Annotated in this window: 18 protein-coding genes; 8 read left to right on the forward strand and 10 right to left on the reverse strand. The window is 41.6% G+C overall.

What is annotated here, in order from left to right:
- Window positions 1–364 precede the first annotated feature (364 nt).
- The gene (locus F907_RS16860; protein ID WP_005269510.1) at window positions 365–1,807 is read left to right on the forward strand and encodes an OmpP1/FadL family transporter; all 1,443 of its coding nucleotides are present in this window, start codon (window positions 365–367) and stop codon (window positions 1,805–1,807) included.
- Between the two features lie 253 nt (window positions 1,808–2,060).
- Complete coding sequence (locus F907_RS16855) at window positions 2,061–3,287, forward strand: OmpP1/FadL family transporter (RefSeq protein ID WP_016651089.1); 1,227 nt, start codon at window positions 2,061–2,063, stop codon at window positions 3,285–3,287.
- Between the two features lie 75 nt (window positions 3,288–3,362).
- Here F907_RS16855 and thrH read toward each other — a convergent pair whose 3' ends face one another.
- Entirely contained in the window at window positions 3,363–3,980 is a 618-nt protein-coding gene (thrH, locus tag F907_RS16850; RefSeq protein ID WP_004652299.1) for a bifunctional phosphoserine phosphatase/homoserine phosphotransferase ThrH, read from the reverse strand.
- Window positions 3,981–4,188: 208 nt separating this feature from the next.
- On the opposite strand from thrH, the gene F907_RS16845 reads away from it, so the two are divergent.
- Complete coding sequence (locus F907_RS16845) at window positions 4,189–4,809, forward strand: phosphoadenosine phosphosulfate reductase domain-containing protein (protein WP_016651090.1); 621 nt, start codon at window positions 4,189–4,191, stop codon at window positions 4,807–4,809.
- Window positions 4,810–4,993: 184 nt separating this feature from the next.
- Window positions 4,994–6,376, forward strand: a complete 1,383-nt coding sequence (locus F907_RS16840; RefSeq protein WP_005243968.1) for a WS/DGAT/MGAT family O-acyltransferase — start codon at window positions 4,994–4,996, stop codon at window positions 6,374–6,376.
- Window positions 6,377–6,411: 35 nt separating this feature from the next.
- Here F907_RS16840 and F907_RS18735 read toward each other — a convergent pair whose 3' ends face one another.
- From F907_RS18735 to F907_RS16815, 6 genes are all read right to left on the reverse strand, one after another.
- A complete protein-coding gene (locus tag F907_RS18735; RefSeq protein WP_005243969.1) occupies window positions 6,412–6,585 on the reverse strand; it encodes a PA1571 family protein in 174 nt (57 codons plus the stop codon).
- Between the two features lie 135 nt (window positions 6,586–6,720).
- Window positions 6,721–8,175 carry a ribonuclease G gene (rng, locus tag F907_RS16835; RefSeq protein WP_005269502.1) on the reverse strand — a complete coding sequence of 485 codons (1,455 nt, stop codon included), beginning with the start codon at window positions 8,173–8,175 and terminating at the stop codon, window positions 6,721–6,723.
- Window positions 8,176–8,217: 42 nt separating this feature from the next.
- Entirely contained in the window at window positions 8,218–8,784 is a 567-nt protein-coding gene (locus tag F907_RS16830) for a Maf-like protein (RefSeq protein ID WP_005269501.1), read from the reverse strand.
- A complete protein-coding gene (gene mreD / locus F907_RS16825) occupies window positions 8,772–9,263 on the reverse strand; it encodes a rod shape-determining protein MreD (RefSeq protein WP_005269500.1) in 492 nt (163 codons plus the stop codon). Before mreD ends, F907_RS16830 begins: the two co-directional genes overlap by 13 nt.
- Window positions 9,250–10,107 (reverse strand): rod shape-determining protein MreC, encoded by an 858-nt coding sequence (gene mreC, locus F907_RS16820; RefSeq protein ID WP_005243984.1) that lies wholly within the window; start codon window positions 10,105–10,107, stop codon window positions 9,250–9,252. The genes mreD and mreC overlap by 14 nt, the downstream gene beginning before the upstream one ends.
- 17 nt (window positions 10,108–10,124) lie before the next feature.
- A complete protein-coding gene (locus F907_RS16815; protein WP_005226999.1) occupies window positions 10,125–11,165 on the reverse strand; it encodes a rod shape-determining protein in 1,041 nt (346 codons plus the stop codon).
- Between the two features lie 133 nt (window positions 11,166–11,298).
- Between F907_RS16815 and gatC the strand changes: the two genes are divergently transcribed.
- From gatC to F907_RS16795, 4 genes are all read left to right on the forward strand, one after another.
- Window positions 11,299–11,616: an Asp-tRNA(Asn)/Glu-tRNA(Gln) amidotransferase subunit GatC gene (gatC, locus tag F907_RS16810; RefSeq protein WP_004652310.1), complete on the forward strand. Its 318-nt coding sequence runs from the start codon at window positions 11,299–11,301 to the stop codon at window positions 11,614–11,616.
- A 53-nt stretch (window positions 11,617–11,669) separates the two neighbouring features.
- Complete coding sequence (gene gatA / locus F907_RS16805) at window positions 11,670–13,148, forward strand: Asp-tRNA(Asn)/Glu-tRNA(Gln) amidotransferase subunit GatA (RefSeq protein WP_016651091.1); 1,479 nt, start codon at window positions 11,670–11,672, stop codon at window positions 13,146–13,148.
- Window positions 13,148–14,617 (forward strand): Asp-tRNA(Asn)/Glu-tRNA(Gln) amidotransferase subunit GatB, encoded by a 1,470-nt coding sequence (gene gatB / locus F907_RS16800; RefSeq protein ID WP_016651092.1) that lies wholly within the window; start codon window positions 13,148–13,150, stop codon window positions 14,615–14,617. The genes gatA and gatB overlap by 1 nt, the downstream gene beginning before the upstream one ends.
- A 97-nt stretch (window positions 14,618–14,714) precedes the next feature.
- Window positions 14,715–15,194, forward strand: coding sequence for a hypothetical protein (locus F907_RS16795; RefSeq protein WP_016651093.1), 480 nt, complete (start codon window positions 14,715–14,717; stop codon window positions 15,192–15,194).
- Window positions 15,195–15,284: 90 nt separating this feature from the next.
- Here F907_RS16795 and F907_RS16790 read toward each other — a convergent pair whose 3' ends face one another.
- The 3 genes from F907_RS16790 to F907_RS16780 form a co-directional block, all read right to left on the reverse strand.
- Window positions 15,285–16,589: a hypothetical protein gene (locus F907_RS16790; protein ID WP_016651094.1), complete on the reverse strand. Its 1,305-nt coding sequence runs from the start codon at window positions 16,587–16,589 to the stop codon at window positions 15,285–15,287.
- A 214-nt stretch (window positions 16,590–16,803) separates the two neighbouring features.
- On the reverse strand, window positions 16,804–17,325 hold the full coding sequence (locus F907_RS16785; RefSeq protein ID WP_016651095.1) for a hypothetical protein: 522 nt from the start codon (window positions 17,323–17,325) through the stop codon (window positions 16,804–16,806).
- Window positions 17,326–17,461: 136 nt separating this feature from the next.
- A complete protein-coding gene (locus tag F907_RS16780; RefSeq protein ID WP_016651096.1) occupies window positions 17,462–18,232 on the reverse strand; it encodes a hypothetical protein in 771 nt (256 codons plus the stop codon).
- Window positions 18,233–18,254 lie beyond the last annotated feature (22 nt).

Here is an 18,254-nt window from a genome sequence, read left to right on the forward strand (position 1 = left end):
AAAATTTTGCCTAAAAAGCATATGTGGAGAAATAAATCTCATTTTTTACAAAAAATCTTTGACCAAATAAAAAACATTATTTTGAAAAATGCAAAAAATAACGATTATTATTTGAGATTAATAATTTATATTTATCATTATTTTACAAATAAAAACACATATGTATATAAATTTTTTAAGATTTATTTTTATCCAATTTCAACAAAATTCGCATACTACATAGTTCATTTAGAACATTTACTCTTATTTTAATTATGGTATTTTTGTTACATGAAGTTATAGCCAATCACGATAGATAACTTTTTGTTGTCAGATCATAGCTTCTTAACACTTAAGAATCTTGAAGTTCAAGGAAAGATTTACAATGAAATTAAAACATCTTAGCACTGCCATGATTTTAGCAACGCTACCTGCAACTGGAGTTTTTGCAGCTGCGTTAGACCGTTCAGGTCAATCTATGTCTGCTTTTTTCCAGCCGGGTAACTATTTTGAAGCGGGTATTTCGGTTCTAGACCCAACAGTGAAAGGCCAAGAAGCTGGCACATCATCAACAACACGAAAAATTGGGGATATGGCGGATGACTATTATTTCCCTAGCGCAGCATTAAAATTACAACTGACTGACAACGTTTCTTTCGGTTTATTATACGACCAGCCATTTGGTGCAAATGCAAAATACACTGGCGATAACGTTTTTGTATCAAGTCCAACAGATGGCGTATTATCTGCAAAGTCAATTGATGGTATCGTCACTAAAAAAGCAATTGAATCATTACAAGAGAAAAACCTACCTGTAAATGCTCAAACAATTGCAGCAGCTAAAGCTCAAGTACAAAGTAGCCCACAATTTCAACAGTTAGCAGGTGCATTAAATGCAGCTAAAAACTACTTGGGCTCAAGTACAGGCTCTGATAGTACAGAAGTTAAAGTAGACACGCAGAACATTTCGATGGTCTTTGGTTTCCAACCAAACAAAAACTTAAATTTCTATGCAGGTCCTGTACTTCAAACAGTTAAAGGAAATGTAAGTCTTCGTGGCGAAGCTTACAGTGTCTATAACGGCTACGATGCGAATATTAAAGAAACAACTGGTGTGGGCTGGTTAGCAGGTGCTGCCTATCAAATTCCTGAGATTGCACTAAAAGCATCTTTAACTTACCGCTCTGAAATTGATCATGATGTAAAAATTAAAGAAGACTTATCATTACTCGGCTTCCCAGCGCTTACTAGCGTTTTAGGAGGATTAGGACTTGACCCAAGCAAACTCACAGCAGGCCTTGCGCAAGACAAGAAAACTAAAATCACAACACCTCAATCTGTTAACTTAGATTTCCAGACAGGGATCATGGCGGATACAGTTGCATTTGCAAATGTTCGTTGGGTGAACTGGAAAGATTTCTCTATCCAACCTTATAAGTTTGGTGTTTTATCACAACAAGTTGGTGGTTTAGTTGGTCGTCCAAACGGTTTCAACTTAGTTGAATACTCAGATGACCAATGGTCTGTCAACGCCGGTGTAGGCCGTAAGCTAAGCGAACAATGGGCTGGTAACGTTTCTGTAGGTTGGGATTCTGGTGCAGGCAACCCTGTAACAACACTTGGCCCAACAGAAGGTTATTGGAATCTGGGTGTAGGTCTTCAATTTAGCCCAACGCCTGCGACTTTCATTGCTGGTGGTGTGAAATACTTCTGGTTAGGCGATGCTAAAGCGCAAACAGGTGCTCAAGCAGGTGGTGATGACTACGTTGCGAAGTTTGAAGATAACCATGCAATTGCCTATGGCTTAAAAATGGGTTACCGCTTCTAATCAAGTTTTTTTAAAGCAAAGGTCATCTTAGGATGGCCTTTTTTTATACAATTTTAATAAATAAAATCAAAATCATAACTAAATAAATCGGCAGTGGCCCAAAGCTTAAAACCATCAATAAAAACTGTGAATGCTCAAGCATTTTCAGTGACTTCACCGTTCATTTATTGACATTTGTAAAATATTTAAGCGAATAAAAATTATGTTACTTTTCGCGCCATTCTGTTACAAAGTGATTTGAGAGAACATATTAATGAAGCTGAATGCTATTCAAACGGCTCTTCTACTTAGCTTAGTTCCAACAACAACATTCGCCGCAGCACTGGATCGCTCAGGTCAATCAATTGCCGCTTTTTTACAGCCAAATAACTATTTTGAAGCAGGGATCACCGTTCTAGATCCAAGTGTATCGGGTAAAGACACATCTAAAAACAATACTGGCGATATGGCGAATCATTATTACGCGCCAAACGCAGCCTTAAAAATTCAAGCCACCGATAAATTCTCGATTGGTTTGATTTATGATCAACCCTATGGTGCAGATGCAGAATATACAGGCCATAGCAATTTTATTGAAAGCCGCCCAGTTCCCTTCAAAGGCGGTACATCAGTGACGGTAGATACTGAAAACTTAAACCTGTTATTCGGTTACCAACCGAATCAAAACTGGAACCTCTACGCAGGCGCGGTCTATCAAACCCTAGACAGTACCGTACTGTTACGTGGTAAAAGTTATAGTGCCTACAGTGGTTATGACTTTAAAACAGGTAAAGATGAAGCCGTTGGTTGGTTAGCGGGTGTTGCTTATCAAATTCCTGAAATTGCACTTAAAGCTTCTTTGACTTACCGTGCCAAAATCAAGCATGAAATGAATGCTTATGAAAATCATGGTATTGCAGGTATGACTGGCAATGCAGGTTTGGATGCAGTTTTAAATAAAATTAATCATTCAGAAGGCACAACTGAAATCACCACCCCACAATCGATCAATCTCGATTTCCAAACAGGGATTATGGAAAACACCGTTGCGTTTGCCAATTTACGCTGGGTGAACTGGAAAGACTTTGCCATCCGTCCCTATAAATTTGGTGCTGCTTCGACTTTGCCACCAATCGTTGCCTCAACCGGTAAGAAAGATGGTTTTGATCTGGTTGCCTATACCGATGATCAATACTCGATTACGACAGGTGTCGGTCGTAAATTTAACGATCAATGGGCAGGTAATCTATCAGTTGGTTGGGATTCAGGTGCAGGCAACCCAGTCACTACACTTGGGCCAACTGAAGGCTATTGGAACGTAGGAGTCGGTGTTCAATACAGTCCTGCTCCAAATTACTTTATCGCAGGTGGGGTAAAATACTTCTGGCTGGGCGATGCAAAAGCACAATCAGGTTCACAATTTAATACACCTGGCTATGTTGCTGAGTTTGAAAATAACAATGCCATCGCCTATGGTCTAAAGATTGGTTATAAATTTTAAAAAATCTCCCCTAGCTCCTCTTTAATAAAGAGGGAAAGCTCCCTCCTTTACTAAAGGAGGGTTGGGGAGGATTAGTTATTCTGGAATATCACGTTGCGATACAGAACGAATCGCCTGTTTAAGTGCTTCATAACCATGCAATGGTGGGAATTGAGGGAATTCTGCAATCACATTTGCTGGCGCATCAAATAGGAAACCATGATCTGCTTCACCCAGCATAGTGGTATCGTTATAAGAATCCCCTGCTGCAATCACGCGGAAATTCAAACCATGTAACGCTTTTACCGCCTGACGCTTTTGATCAGGTTGACGTAATTTATAAGCTGTGATCATGCCATTTTCGTCGGTTTCAAGTTTATGACAGAAAATGGTTGGCCATCCCAATTGCTTCATCAATGGATGAGCAAACTCATAAAAAGTATCTGATAAAATAATCAGTTGGAAATGGGTGCGTACCCACTCAACAAACTCTTTGGCTCCTTCAAAAGGACCCATATCTGCAATCACTGCCTGGATATCATTTAAGCCCAAACCATGCTGTTTTAAGATATTGAGACGTTGTGTCATCAGCACATCGTAATCTGGAATATCACGTGTGGTGGCTTCTAGTTCTTTAATCCCTGTTTTTTTTGCAAAGTTAATCCAGATTTCTGGAACTAAAACCCCTTCAAGATCTAGGCATACGATTTCCATGCTTATCCAAGTACCTTATGTGTTAAAAATTGCGCTAGTTTAGCATGGAGATGTATTGAGCAATTGCCCTTTTTTCATACTCTAACCATAGATTTTTTGAATAAGAATTTGCTTTACGGAGATATCCGGCCAGAGATAATTACATTACTATATGAGCTAGTGTGTCGTGTATACGATAAAGACTGACGAAAAGAAAAGGCAACGCGTTATGACTTTAAACTTGGATCAAATCAATAGCGAATTGGGCAACGATGCTGAAAAATTAGTTGAATGGGCATTAAGCTTAAATGAAAAAGCTATTGTGACAACGAATTTTCGTCCATTTGAAGCTGTCATTTTACATATGTTGACCCGTGTTAAACCTGATATCCAAGTGGTATGGATGGATAATGGCTATAACACCGAAACAACCTATAAGTATGTTGATGAAATTACTAAACTCTTGAATCTTAATCTTCTGACTTATTTGCCAAAACGTTCACGTGCACATCGCGAAGCATTAGAAGGACCAGTCCCAGCACTGGATGATCCAAAACATGAAGCATTTACTGCCGAAGTAAAATTAGAACCTTTTGAGCGTGCCTTACGTGAGACTGCACCCAAAGTTTGGTTTACCGCTTTGCGTGCAACAGACACAGCTGTCCGTGCAGAAATGGATCCTGTAAGTATTAATCCAGATGGTCTTATCAAAGTTGCACCACTATTAAAATGGACCTCAAAAGACCTATGGGAATACATGCAAAAGCATAATTTACCTGATAATGAAGATTATTTTGATCCGACCAAAGGTGAAGAGCACCGCGAATGCGGTTTGCATCTCAATCACTAAATCAAATCCCTCATTAAAATAAAACCACTGATTCGTCAGTGGTTTTATTTTCCATGACTCGCTTGTCTAAAGTCATATTTTAACCAGAACAAACAGTATATACTGCGCAGAACGGTTCCAATAATTCTAATAAGAGCTCCAAGAGAGTATCTTAGAAAAAATGCGATGAGAGGCTAGATCTGCTATGCGCCCACTACACCCCATTGATTTTATCTTTCTCTCGCTAGAGAAAAGACAACAACCTATGCATGTAGGTGGGTTGTTTTTGTTTGAGCTTCCAGAGAATGCGTCACCCACATTTGTGCATGATCTCGTCAATGAAATTCGTCAATCTAAGAGCATTCCTGTTCCTCCATTCAATAACCAATTGAATGGTTTATTTTGGGGTGAGGACAGCGAATTTGATCTCGACCATCATTTCCGTCACATTGCCTTACCTAATCCGGGACGTATTCGTGAACTTCTGGTCTACATCTCGCAGCAACATAGCTCGTTAATTGATCGCGCCAAGCCACTTTGGACCTGTGACATTATTGAAGGCATTGAGGGCAACCGCTTTGCCATGTATTTCAAAATTCATCATGCCATGGTCGATGGCGTAGCGGGGATGCGCCTGATTGAAAAATCACTTTCGCAAGATCCGAATGAAAAACATGTGGTGCCACTCTGGTGCGTAGAAGGAAAACGCACCAAGCGTCTTAAAGCTCCGAAACCACCAACGGTCAGTAAAATTAAAGGGGTGATGGAAGGAATCAAATCGCAGCTGGAAGTTGCGCCAAAAGTCATGCAAGAGCTTTCACAGACTATTTTTAAAGAAATGGGCAAAAATCCAGATTATGTCTCAACCTTTCAGGCCCCCCCTTCAATTTTAAATCAGCGTGTAAGTTCTTCACGTCGCTTTGCAGCACAATCCTTTGAACTCGAACGTTTTCGCCGTATTGCCAAATCATTGGGCGTGACCTTGAACGATGTCATTTTAGCCGTATGCTCAGGTGCTTTACGGGAATATTTACTCAGTCATAATAGTTTGCCAAAGAAACCACTCATTGCGATGGTACCTGCCTCAGTTCGTACCGATGATTCAGATGTCAGTAACCGTATCACCATGATTCTGGCCAATCTTGCCACGCATATTGAAGACCCGATTGAGCGTTTGGAAATCATTCGCCGTAGTGTACAGAACTCGAAACAGCGCTTTAGTCGTATGACCGCCAATGAAATTTTAAACTATAGTGCCGTGGTCTACGGTCCGGCAGGCTTAAACATTGCTTCGGGCATGCTACCGAAACGCCAAGCGTTCAATCTGGTCATTTCAAATGTACCCGGCCCACGTGAACCGCTGTATTGGAATGGTGCGAAGCTCGATGCACTCTACCCTGCATCAATTGTGATGGATGGTCAGGCGCTCAATATCACCATGACAAGTTATTTGGATAAATTGGAAGTGGGGTTGATTGCGTGTCGTAATGCTTTGCCAAAGATGCAAAACTTACTCACTCACTTAGAAGATGAAATTCAACGCTTTGAACAAGCCATTCAGGATTTACCACAGAAAGTGGCAAATTAATTGCCCAGAAAAATTAAGGGGCTTTCGATGGCCCCTTATTTTTTAATTGTGCGACAACGCTGCAACAGCTGGTGGCAAGCCAAACGAATCATTGCCGTGGTAATCTGAACTTCCTTACCTTGACTGTCTACCATATAACATGTGTTTACAGGGTTACTGTCCAAAACATGCTTGAAACCGTGGTTCACTAAACTTTCACTCACATTCATGATTATATACCTCATATTATTTGCTAAGGGACCTAAAAGTACCTATGGCTCATTTTATGGTTCTAGTATTTAAAATTCGTGATAGAAAGTAAAATTTCAGTTGTAACAAGGCTTAAGCGAAATCTTGTTACAACTTTAGGTTAAAATGATATCGTATTGCTCTTGCGTATACAGATTTTCAACTTGGAATTTAATCACACGATTAATGAAATGTTCTAAATCCGCGACAGCTGGGGCTTCTGCTGTTAGTAGACGGTCAATTACCGCTGGATGTGCAACGACAGTAAAGCCACCCTTGGAATCAAATGCACGGGCATAACGCAAGATCTCGCGAAATATCTCGTAACATACTGTCTCTGCTGTTTTCACATAACCGCGCCCCTGACAGGTTGGGCATGATTCACACAACAAATGTTCTAAGGATTCACGGGTGCGCTTACGGGTCATTTCGACCAGACCCAACTCAGAAACCTGCGTAATTTTAGTTTTGGCGTGATCTCGTTCCAGCATACGCTCAAACTGACGCATCACCTCTTCGCGATGCTCGGCTTCTTGCATGTCAATAAAATCAATAATGATAATACCGCCCAAATTACGCAGACGAAGTTGCCTTGCAATTACCTGAGTGGCTTCCATATTGGTTTTAAATACGGTGTCTTCCAAGCTGCGACCACCGACATAAGAACCGGTATTTACATCAATGGTGGTCATGGCCTCGGTCTGGTCAATCATCAGATAACCACCCGACTTCAGCGCCACGCGAGTTTGTAAGGCTTTTTGAATATCCTCTTCGACATTGTATAAATCGAATAACGGCTTTTCACCAGGATAGTGAATCAGCCGATTCTGGATGGTCGGTACAAATTCATCAACAAAGTCACTGAGCTTGGCATGAATCTCACGCGAATCGACATAGATCTTCGCAGTTTCGCCACTGGCCAAATCACGCACAATCCGTTGCGGTAGAGGTAATTCTTCAAAAATCAGTTCAGCAGTTGCAGCTTCTTTTTGTTTACGCTGAATAAATTCCCACAGCTTGCTCAGATAGCACATGTCCTGCGCAATCGCAGCATCATCTACCCCTTCAGCAGCCGTACGCACAATCACACTGCCCGGTAAATTATGTTCAGCCTGAATGCCTTCAATAATGCCACGCAAACGATCACGTTCTTCTTCAGACTCGATCCGTTGTGACACACCGATATGATTGCCATAAGGCATCAACACCAGATAACGAGAAGGAATAGAAAGATCAGTACTGAGCCGTGCGCCTTTGGTGCCAAGCATGTCTTTCATGACTTGGACAGTCAGCATTTGACCGGGGTGCAATAGCTCAAAAACGTTGGGGGTTGGCTGCGAACGCGACCACACCATATCGTTAATATGCAAAAAAGCTGTTCGAGACAAACCTATATCCACAAAAGCAGCCTGCATTCCTGGGAGTACACGGACTACTTTGCCTTTGTAGATGTTCCCTACTAAGCCACGTTTTACAGTTCGTTCAACAAATAGTTCATTGACCGTACCATTTTCAATCAAGGCCACACGACATTCCATCGGCGTGACGTTAATCAGCAACTCTTCTGCCATAACAAACTCAAAACTTTATAAAAATTCTTATACCCGAAAGTGTCAGCGTAGTGCTTTAACCCTTTCTAATAACTGTGCTGTCTCATGCAAAGGCAAACCAACGACATTACTATAGCTGCCACGGATTTGCGGAATATATTGCGCTGCAATTCCCTGTATTGCATACGCACCCGCTTTGCCTATTGGCTCGCCTGTTGCCCAATATTTTTCCATGTCTGCATGACTGAGTTGTTGTAACTCGACTTGCGTTGCCACCACGGTACTCAACATCTGAGTCGTGCTTGCCACACAAACACCAGAGTAGACCTCGTGCCATTGCCCAGAAAGTGCCGACCAGATAGCAAAAGCATGCTGCTTCGACTCTGGTTTGCCAATAATCTGCCCAGCGAAACTTAAACTGGTATCTGCTGCAATCACGATGGCATCTGGATATTTATTTAAAACAATCTGTGCCTTATCTCGCGCCAAGCGCTCTACATAATGCGCAACTGTTTCCCCATCCCGCACCGTCTCATCGACATCTGGACTATAGATATCGAAATCCAGTCCTAGTTGCTGTAACAGCTCCTGCCGACGAGGCGAGCTTGATGCGAGAATTATATGCGCCATTTATGTAAACAATAATAAACCAACGGCCATGCCAGCACACTGCTCACCAATGGTTGCCAGTGCCGTGCAATCGAGAAATGCGCGCCTGCAATGGTCTGGCTAATCCACAAGAATGTCAGATGCGTAACCACTGCAATCACCGCAATCACCCATGAATTGCCAAAAGTCAGAATGCGGCGTTCCCGAATAAAATAACGTATCCCAAATGTGATAATGACAAAACTCAGCGCATTTAAGCCAAAAGGTGCGTCCAACAACAGATCAGCAAAAAGTCCCATGCCAAATGCAAACCAGACCCCGCACCACACGGGCTGATAGAGAATCCAGAACAGCATGATCATCAGCATGACACATGGACGCCATCCAGAGGCCTCATAGGCCATTGGATAGACCATGAGCACTGAACCCACCACAATAGACAGGATAATCATCCAGAGTGGGTCTTTACGCTTCTCATAATTCAACTTAGCGATCGGCATAAGGTTGCTCCTGCGCTAAGGATTCAGAGAATAGCACCACCACATGATGACCACTGGCAAGTTGAGCTGCCGGCGTGACATCAATTTCAGCAAACTCACCCGACGTATGTCGACTGACTTTAGATACGGTACCCACTAAATAACCTGCTGGAAAATGTTCACCCAAACCGGAACTAAACACTTTGTCTCCAACCTGAATATTGGCACTGGTTGGTACATATTCCATTTTGAGTTGACCCAAATCACCTGTTCCCGAAATGATCGCACGCATGCCTGTCCGTTCTAAACGTACTGACAACGAATGTTCTTTATCAGAGAGCAGCATGATACGCGCGCTATGAGGATAGACGTTAATAATCTGCCCCATAATCCCTTTATCATCCAACACCGTCTGCCCGACTCTTAAATGATCGACGGAACCACGGTTAACGATAATAATATGGCGCAATGGGTCTGCATCCGTTCCAATCACTTCCGCAATCTGCATACGCCCATCAATAATCAATGGGGTATCCAAAAGCCCTCTTAAACGGTTATTTTCCGCAGAAAGTTCTGAAAGTTTTTGTAGACGGACTTGAGCTTGAAGAAGTTCTGCTTGCATCGCGGTATTTTCACGGCGCAATTGAGCTTCAGATTTGGTTTGTTGATTAAGCCATTCTCGCGACAGTACAGGATAGCTTGCCAGCGCATAAATCGGGTTATACGCGGCATACAAGACATCCCTTGCTGGCTGAATTACATAGGGCATGCGCCAATCAAAGAAAAGCACCACCAAACATGTAATGACCGCAATGACAAATGAGCGAAAAGATGGCGGTTGTCTTGAAAAAAGATTCGGTTGCACCGCCTAGTCCTTATGATTTAACCAACGAAAAGCATGTCATGGTTTGGATTGTCAAAGAACTCTAATACTTTACCACCACCACGAGTGACACAAGTTAAAGGATCATCTGCAACAATCACAGGTAAACCTGTTTCCTGAGCAAGCAATTTATCGAGGTTACGCAACAATGCACCGCCACCTGTCAACACGATACCACGCTCTGCAATATCCGAAGACAGCTCAGGTGGTGTTTGCTCAAGCGCAGATTTCACTGCACTCACGATGCTTTGTAAAGGATCGGCAATTGCTTGTGTGATTTCATCAGAAGTCACCGTAATCGCGCGAGGTACACCCTCAGCCAGGTTACGGCCACGAACTTCGATTTCGAGGGTTTTGCCGTCAGTCACAGCCATACCCACTTCTTTCTTGATCACTTCAGCTGTGGTTTCCCCGATCACACAACCGTGCGCTTTACGAACGTAGTTGATGATCTGTTCATCAAAAACATCACCGCCGATGCGTAATGAGTCTGCGTAAACACAGCCTTGTAATGAAATGATCGCGATTTCAGTCGTACCACCACCCACATCAACCACCATCGAACCACATGCTTGCTCAACTGGCATACCTGCGCCAATTGCTGCAGCCATCGGTTCTTCGATTAAGCGAACATCACGTGCGCCTGCATTGAATACAGCCTCACGAATTGCACGACGCTCAACCAAGGTTGATTTACATGGTACACACACCACGACACGTGGTGCTGGTGGGAATAAACGCTTTTCATGCACTTTGCCAATAAACTGATTCAACATGGTCTCAGTCACTTCAAAGTCAGCAATCACACCGTCTTTCATAGGACGAATCGCTGAAATATTCGCTGGTGTACGACCTAACATTTGTTTAGCATCGAGACCTACAGCGGCAACAATTTTTTGTGAACCACTATGGCGAATTGCCACAACAGTTGGTTCATTTAATATAATGCCACGGCCTGGTGCATAAATAAGTGTATTTGCAGTACCTAAATCAATGGCTAAATCCGGCGAAAACAAGCCAATTAGTCGTTTTAGAATCACGGGGGCGTTCTCAATTAAACTTTGTGTGAATACAAGGTGGCAACTTTAACTAAATGTGATGATTTGAACAAGTCAATCGCTTATTATAACGCACGATATTTTGAAATTTTTTAATACTGAATTAGGTAAAGTTATGTCTACATCATCAGATGCTCAGCAGACAACAGACTTAAATGCGCAAACGGTATCGCAAATTGCACACCTTGCACGTTTATCTCTCAATGACACGCAATCTGCTGAATATGCTCAAAGTTTAAATAAAATCCTTGGCATGATGGAAAGCTTGAAAGGCATTAATACCGATGATGTTGAGCCTTTAAAGAGCCCATTTGACAACCCGCAACCCCTACGCGCTGACGTTGTGACTGAAAGCAACCATCGTGATGAATATCAAGCGGTCGCGCCTGCTACAGAAGCAGGTTTGTACCTCGTACCTCGCGTAATTGAATAAGATTTATTCGATTAGTCAATATTTTATATTTAGAATGTAAAGAAATTTTTCATATGACAGATTTACATCGCTTATCAATCCGTGAACTCTCTGAAGGCTTAAAAACAGCCCAATTTTCATCACGCGAATTGACTGAACATTATTTGAAGCGTATTGCCCAAATTGACCCAAAAGTAAAAAGTTATGTAACAGTGACTGCAGAACAGGCGCTTGCGGAAGCAAATGCGGCTGATGCGGCACTGAAAGCAGGCAATGCCCATGCGCTGGCAGGTATTCCGCTTGCGCACAAAGATATTTTTTGTACCCAAGGCATTAAAACCACGGCCGGTTCAAAAATGCTGGATAACTTCATTTCACCATACGATGCAACGGTGGTTGCAAAAGCTAAAGCTGCGGGTCTCGTGACTTTAGGTAAGGTGAACATGGACGAATTCGCCATGGGTTCAACCTCTGAAAACTCTTATGTCGGTGCAACGTCTAACCCTTGGGCACTGGATCATGTTCCGGGTGGTTCATCTGGTGGTTCTGCTGCGGCTGTCGCGGCTGATCTTGCGCCGATCGCAACAGGAACCGATACAGGTGGCTCAATTCGTCAACCTGCTTCATTCTGCGGCTTAACTGGCTTAAAACCGACCTATGGTCGTGTATCTCGCTTCGGTATGATTGCGTATGCCTCATCTCTCGATCAGGGCGGCCCAATGGCGCGTTCGGCAGAAGACTGCGCATATTTGATGAATGTGATTGCAGGTCATGATGCCAAAGACTCGACTTCAATCAACAAAGAAGTGGACGATTACGTTGCTAACTTGAACGGCACAGCGGTGAAAGGCCTACGCATTGGTATTCCAAAACAATACTTCAATGTGGCAGGTTTAGATGCAGATGTAAAAGCACGCGTTGAAGAATCGTTGAAAAAGCTTGAAGACATGGGCGCGACCTTGGTTGAGATTGATCTCAACATGACTGAAGCCTATGTACCAACCTACTACTTGATCGCACCTGCGGAAGCCTCTTCGAACCTGTCACGTTTTGACGGCGTACGTTATGGCTACCGCTGTGAAAATCCTGTGGACTTGATGGACTTGTACAAACGTTCACGTTCAGAAGGTTTTGGTGCCGAAGTACAACGTCGTATCCTGATCGGGACGTATGCCCTTTCTGCGGGTTATTACGATGCCTACTATGTGAAAGCACAAAAAGTACGTCGCTTGATTCAGCAAGACTTCCTTAAAGCATTTGAAAATGTCGACGTGATTGCTGCACCATCTGCACCAACCACAGCCTATAAAATCGGTGCGAATCTCAGCCCGACTGAAATGTATTTAGGTGATATCTATACGCTTGCTGTGAACTTGGCAGGTCTACCTGCCATCAACGCACCTGTTGGTTTCGATAAAGACAGCTTGCCTGTGGGCTTACAGTTGATTGGTAACTACTGGTCAGAATCACAATTGCTTTCGATTGTGCATCAATATCAACAAAACACAGACTGGCATACCAAACGTGCGGCAATTGCTGAGGAGAATGCATAATGGCTGAAGCTCAAAAGTTAAAGTTAATTGACGGTTGGGAAGTCGTTATCGGGATCGAGATCCACACGCAGTTGGCGACCAAGTCTAAAATCTTCTCAGGTTCATCGACTGAATTTGGCCAAGACCCAAATACACAAGCCAGCCTTGTTGATTTAGCCATGCCGGGCGTATTGCCTGTATTGAATGCGGAAGTGGTTGATCTTGCGATTCGCTTCGGTTTGGGGATTGATGCCTATATCGACCAAGCTTCGGTATTTGCGCGTAAGAACTACTTCTACCCAGATTCGCCAAAAGGCTACCAGATCAGCCAGATGGACAATCCGATTGTTGGCTTGGGTCATATCGACATCCAGCTTGAAGATGGCACTGTGAAGCGTATAGGCGTGACTCGCGCCCATCTTGAAGAAGATGCAGGTAAATCGATTCATGATCAGTTCGAAGGCATGTCGGGTATCGACTTAAACCGTGCGGGTACACCCTTGCTAGAAATCGTATCTGAGCCAGATATGCGTTCAGTTGAAGAAGCGGTTGCCTATATCAAATCGATTCACACGCTCGTGCGTTGGTTAGGGATTTCTGACGGTAACATGGCAGAAGGTTCTTTCCGTGCCGACTGTAACGTGTCATTGCGTCGTCCAGGTCAACCGTTCGGTACCCGTTGTGAGTTGAAAAACCTCAACTCATTCCGTTTCATTGAGCAAGCGATCAATGTCGAAATTGAACGCCAAATGGAAATCTTGGAATACGGTGGCACAATTGATCAGGAAACCCGTTTGTTCGACCCGAACAAGATGGAAACCCGTTCAATGCGTTCGAAAGAAGAAGCGAACGACTATCGCTACTTCCCAGATCCAGACTTATTGCCAGTGATTATTGCCGATGAGCAAATCGAAGCGGCACGTGCTGCCCTTCCAGAACTGCCTAAAGCGCGCCGTGCACGCTTTATCGCTGATTTTGCTGTGACTGAGTACGATGCACATGTATTGACGCTGTCACGCGAAATGGCGGACTTCTACGAAGCGGTTGTGGCTGCTGCGGGTGGTGCGAAGCAAGGTAAAGTCTCTGCAAACTGGGTAATGGGTGAATTCTCAGGTGCTTTAAACAAAGCAGGCTTAGAATTGGCGGACTCACCTGTTTCTGCTGAGCAATTAGGTGGCATGATCGCGCGTATTGTCGACAATACCATTAACGGCAAAATTGCGAAGCAAGTGTTTGGCTTTATGTGGGAAGCAGAAGGAAAATCTGCGGATGACATTATTGCTGAGAAAGGCTTAAAGCAGGAAACCGATACAGGTGCGATTGAAGCAATCATTAAAGAAGTGCTTGCAGCCAATGAAAAAATGGTTGAAGAGTACAAGTCTGGTAAGGAAAAAGCCTTTAATGGTCTTGTTGGTCAAGTCATGAAAGCTGCAAAAGGTAAAGCTAACCCAGCTCAAGTAAATGAATTAATGAAGAAATTGATTAGTTAAACTGATTTAATTTCAAAAGAAAACCCGCTTTAGAGCGGGTTTTTTGGTTTTTATAGGATAAAATACCTGCACAATAAATTTTTAAACTAAAACTGACATGATCATTCAACTTATGAAAAATAGATTACTCCTGAGTGCTTGTTTACTTTTAATCAGCAATTCTAATTTTGCACAAACACCTCAAGTGCCTAAAGCTGATGCTGAGGCCATTTTTAAAGCAGCAGGGTTTACAAAAAGCAAAAAAGGCTGGAAAAGTGATTGTTCAGTCGGTGAAATTACAACTTATGCCGATTTAAACGGTGATAGCTTAAAAGATGCAATCGTTTCAGATTACGGCACCATGTGTTATGGCAATACAGGGGTTGGTTATTATGTAGTTTCACAGCAAAAAAATGGAGAATGGAAGCAATTATTTAGTAATTCTGGTATACCAGAATTACTAAAAACGACAGGAAAAAATGGCTGGCCTGATATTGAGAATGGTGGACCTGGATTCTGCTTTGCCATTTATCGTTGGGATGGTCAAGCTTACAAGGTTAATCGTTATGAGTATCAAGGCAAGGCTTGTGAGATGTAACGGATAAAATTTCACTCAAATTATTGAACTAATCAAGAAACAAATTGGCTAAACCAATTTAATAAAAAACTGTTTTAGAGCCAGTTTTTATTAAATTGCAATTTTTTCATTCGTGTTTAAACACAAAACGTGCTCTTCATCAAGCTTTTGAAAGGCTAACCTAATAGGTTCTTCCTTTTCTATCATGTGGAATAAATTTGTATTCAGCAGCTCCAAACTGTAGTGCGCTTGCTGTTGAGATGAAATTAAACTAATTTTTAGCTTTTTTAGCATTTTTAGCTTCCGCTCTTCTAAAAGATCCGACTTCTTAATTTCACCAAATATTTTCTTATGTAAAACACCTACCGGTTCTAATAAAATTGTGTTTTTCAGACTTCCTGTCATAACAGCAGCTCCTATCCCTACAGCCAAAGGAACTGATATAAATGCTGCTGCGCCGCTGAGTGCAATACTATCTTTATTATTTATCACAAAGCTTTGAGCATCGTTCACTCTAGACTTAAGTTCTTTTACTTCTTTTGTTATATTTTCACCAATATTATCTATAAGATGCTTTAGGTTTTCTATTTCTTTCTTTACTTCCCCTGTACGATATTCAACCAACTCACCATTCGTGCCAAGATATTCAATCAATGAAGTATTCATGCTTCTTAGATTTAAAGACAGATATGCAAGATCAAGATTTTTTTGAATTTCGTCTACTCTCGCCTCTAGAGCCGCTTTATAATCAGCTGTACCAAAAAATTCCTGATGTTTAGTTTTTGTTAACCCATAGTTTTTTAAATCTGCTTTTAAATGTAAATATATTTTCTCCAGAGTATCATCATAAGAATTCAGTTCAACCAAACTAACCACCTTGTCTTTTTCTTGATTTTTTAAATTTGTAAAAATTATTATTTTTTCTTTTAATTTATTAGAAATCATATAAATACTAGATTTTCTATCATTCTGTTGAAAATCCTGAATACGATTTATCCCATCTTTTAGATCTTCTAACTTTTGATTAATATCAGCTAAGTGTTTTTGCGCCACTACAACAGATAAAATTTGCCAAACTGCTGCAGCATTTATTAGACTTGATAATTTATCTGCATTATATAGACGTGCATTTTCAATAATTTTCCCATCAGCTCCTTTTACCATTGCACGAAATCCATTGCCATCAATAGCTTTTGTTAAACTGCCATTAACTACAACCTCCATTATAGAACTTTTTGTAAATTCTGCCTGAGTTAAGAGTGATGGAATTGCTTGAACTGCAACTGAAGCAAAACTCTTTAAATTATCTAAATGATGAAATCTTGTATAAGATGTTCCATTAATTTTATCAGCCACTCGAATTTCAATTAATGGATTTTTTTCATCCTCCCCTAAAATAATACTAAACTGACTCATCTAAATTTAATTCCTCTGATTTTTTAATAGTTATATGAATATTTATAAAACAAATCAACAAGATTTTTAAAATCAAGATAAAGAAGAATCTTTCCTAAATAAATATTCATGAAAAGATTTTATTTTCTTTCTCAATTTAAAACACTTAAAACAAGCCAAAAACCTCATGATAGTCTTTGGCTAAAAAGCTATAAAATTATGTACAAAAAATAAATCACTGCCCTCTTATCACACCCAACTTATTCCAAATATCAGGCGTTAAAAAAGTCGTGACCAATTTATTTAAATCAATATAACGCAAGGTGCCTTGCAACTGCTGTCTGACCGCTGGGTCTTTAATAATATCTTGCCCTGCACTCTGACCTAACTGCTGAAAAGCCTGTCCAACGGCTTGAATTCCTTCCGCCTGAATCACAGCTTTGGTCTGTGTCGAACACTGCTCCACAATCACACGCTGTAAAACTTGTGCCAACTTCTGATCCAGCTGGGTTTTCTGCTCAGGCGTAACATTACTAAAAGACTTTAAATCAGGATGCGCTGCCAAAGCAGTAAAGGTCCATTGCAAAACCGTGGTTTTATCTGCTGCGGTGGTCGCTTTCACCAAACAATCACTGAGTTGATCCACTGTTGGCCCTGCTATTGCCACTTGGGTTGTGCCCAACACAGCCGCAGCCATGAATACAGAACGACTCAAATAAGAAAGTTTACGGCGGGCAGAAGTATAAACACGAGACATAAGCACAGTTCCAAATTGCAATCTTTCCCTTTGTACCATGCTCTGACGAGATCATCTGTTATGACGCTGTAAATTGCGTAAGCCCACGCGCTCAAAGCTTTGAAAAAATGTAAAAACCATGAAGATGGTAAATCACTCAACCTGCACCTTCATAATCCCACTCTGCTGGAATATTCGGTTGCTCAGGTGCTTTATTTAAATCGATATTCAGGTTACGACTGCCCTTAAATGATTTCTCTCCCGAATCTGACGCAGGTGATACATCCAAACTGTAGCGATAACGAAATTGCCAAAGCATCGGCTTAATCGGACGAATATCTAGACCTAAACTATCTTCATCATGACACTTGCCATTAGAATTCTCATAATCCTGTTCCGAGAAACAGGCGCGAATCATACGATAAAAATTAAAAGGATAACGTTCAATAAAACGATGGGTCTGACCTGAATTCTGTAACTCATAAAAACTGGCACGTTCAACACTAGCACCGCCACCTGAATATGATTCTGTCAAAGTATCAATCAGCGCAACCGCATAACGGTTTTGATCCATTGGAAACAGTTTAGGGTAAATATATTGTTTTGATCGTGCCATTTCCTCAGCAGACGCTAATGGAATATGCCATTGCTTCAATAATTTAAAGCCAGAATTTGAATGACTAAACTGGGCAATATTGCCCTCAGACAATAACCATAAACTTTGATCAGGTGTTTTTAAACTCAACCATTGTGGTTTCGTCTGACACAGCTCTTTTATTTGTTCACAGAGTTGCGTCTGTTCCGTTGCACTCAGTCGCCCCTTTTTAAATTCCAAAATCTGTAAAGGTGCAGCCAAAACAGATGCACTAAAATAGGCGGATGCACCTATTAAAATCATTCCACCTAAACCCATCTTATATTTAAGCATTGTATTTCCCTAGGCTATTTTT

Source organism: Acinetobacter colistiniresistens, from assembly GCF_000413935.1.
Classification (GTDB): Bacteria; Pseudomonadota; Gammaproteobacteria; order Pseudomonadales; family Moraxellaceae; genus Acinetobacter; species Acinetobacter colistiniresistens.

Coding starts and splice junctions, on each gene's coding strand:
- F907_RS16795 (WP_016651093.1), top strand. CDS start 14,715: ATGATCATTCAACTTATGAAAAATAGATTACTCCTGAGTGCTTGTTTA.
- gatB (WP_016651092.1), top strand. CDS start 13,148: ATGGCTGAAGCTCAAAAGTTAAAGTTAATTGACGGTTGGGAAGTCGTT.
- F907_RS16855 (WP_016651089.1), top strand. CDS start 2,061: ATGAAGCTGAATGCTATTCAAACGGCTCTTCTACTTAGCTTAGTTCCA.
- thrH (WP_004652299.1), bottom strand. CDS start 3,980: ATGGAAATCGTATGCCTAGATCTTGAAGGGGTTTTAGTTCCAGAAATC.
- gatA (WP_016651091.1), top strand. CDS start 11,670: ATGACAGATTTACATCGCTTATCAATCCGTGAACTCTCTGAAGGCTTA.
- gatC (WP_004652310.1), top strand. CDS start 11,299: ATGTCTACATCATCAGATGCTCAGCAGACAACAGACTTAAATGCGCAA.
- F907_RS16785 (WP_016651095.1), bottom strand. CDS start 17,325: ATGTCTCGTGTTTATACTTCTGCCCGCCGTAAACTTTCTTATTTGAGT.
- F907_RS16830 (WP_005269501.1), bottom strand. CDS start 8,784: ATGGCGCATATAATTCTCGCATCAAGCTCGCCTCGTCGGCAGGAGCTG.
- F907_RS16845 (WP_016651090.1), top strand. CDS start 4,189: ATGACTTTAAACTTGGATCAAATCAATAGCGAATTGGGCAACGATGCT.
- F907_RS16790 (WP_016651094.1), bottom strand. CDS start 16,589: ATGAGTCAGTTTAGTATTATTTTAGGGGAGGATGAAAAAAATCCATTA.
- F907_RS18735 (WP_005243969.1), bottom strand. CDS start 6,585: ATGAATGTGAGTGAAAGTTTAGTGAACCACGGTTTCAAGCATGTTTTG.
- F907_RS16840 (WP_005243968.1), top strand. CDS start 4,994: ATGCGCCCACTACACCCCATTGATTTTATCTTTCTCTCGCTAGAGAAA.
- rng (WP_005269502.1), bottom strand. CDS start 8,175: ATGGCAGAAGAGTTGCTGATTAACGTCACGCCGATGGAATGTCGTGTG.
- F907_RS16780 (WP_016651096.1), bottom strand. CDS start 18,232: ATGCTTAAATATAAGATGGGTTTAGGTGGAATGATTTTAATAGGTGCA.
- mreD (WP_005269500.1), bottom strand. CDS start 9,263: ATGCCGATCGCTAAGTTGAATTATGAGAAGCGTAAAGACCCACTCTGG.
- F907_RS16860 (WP_005269510.1), top strand. CDS start 365: ATGAAATTAAAACATCTTAGCACTGCCATGATTTTAGCAACGCTACCT.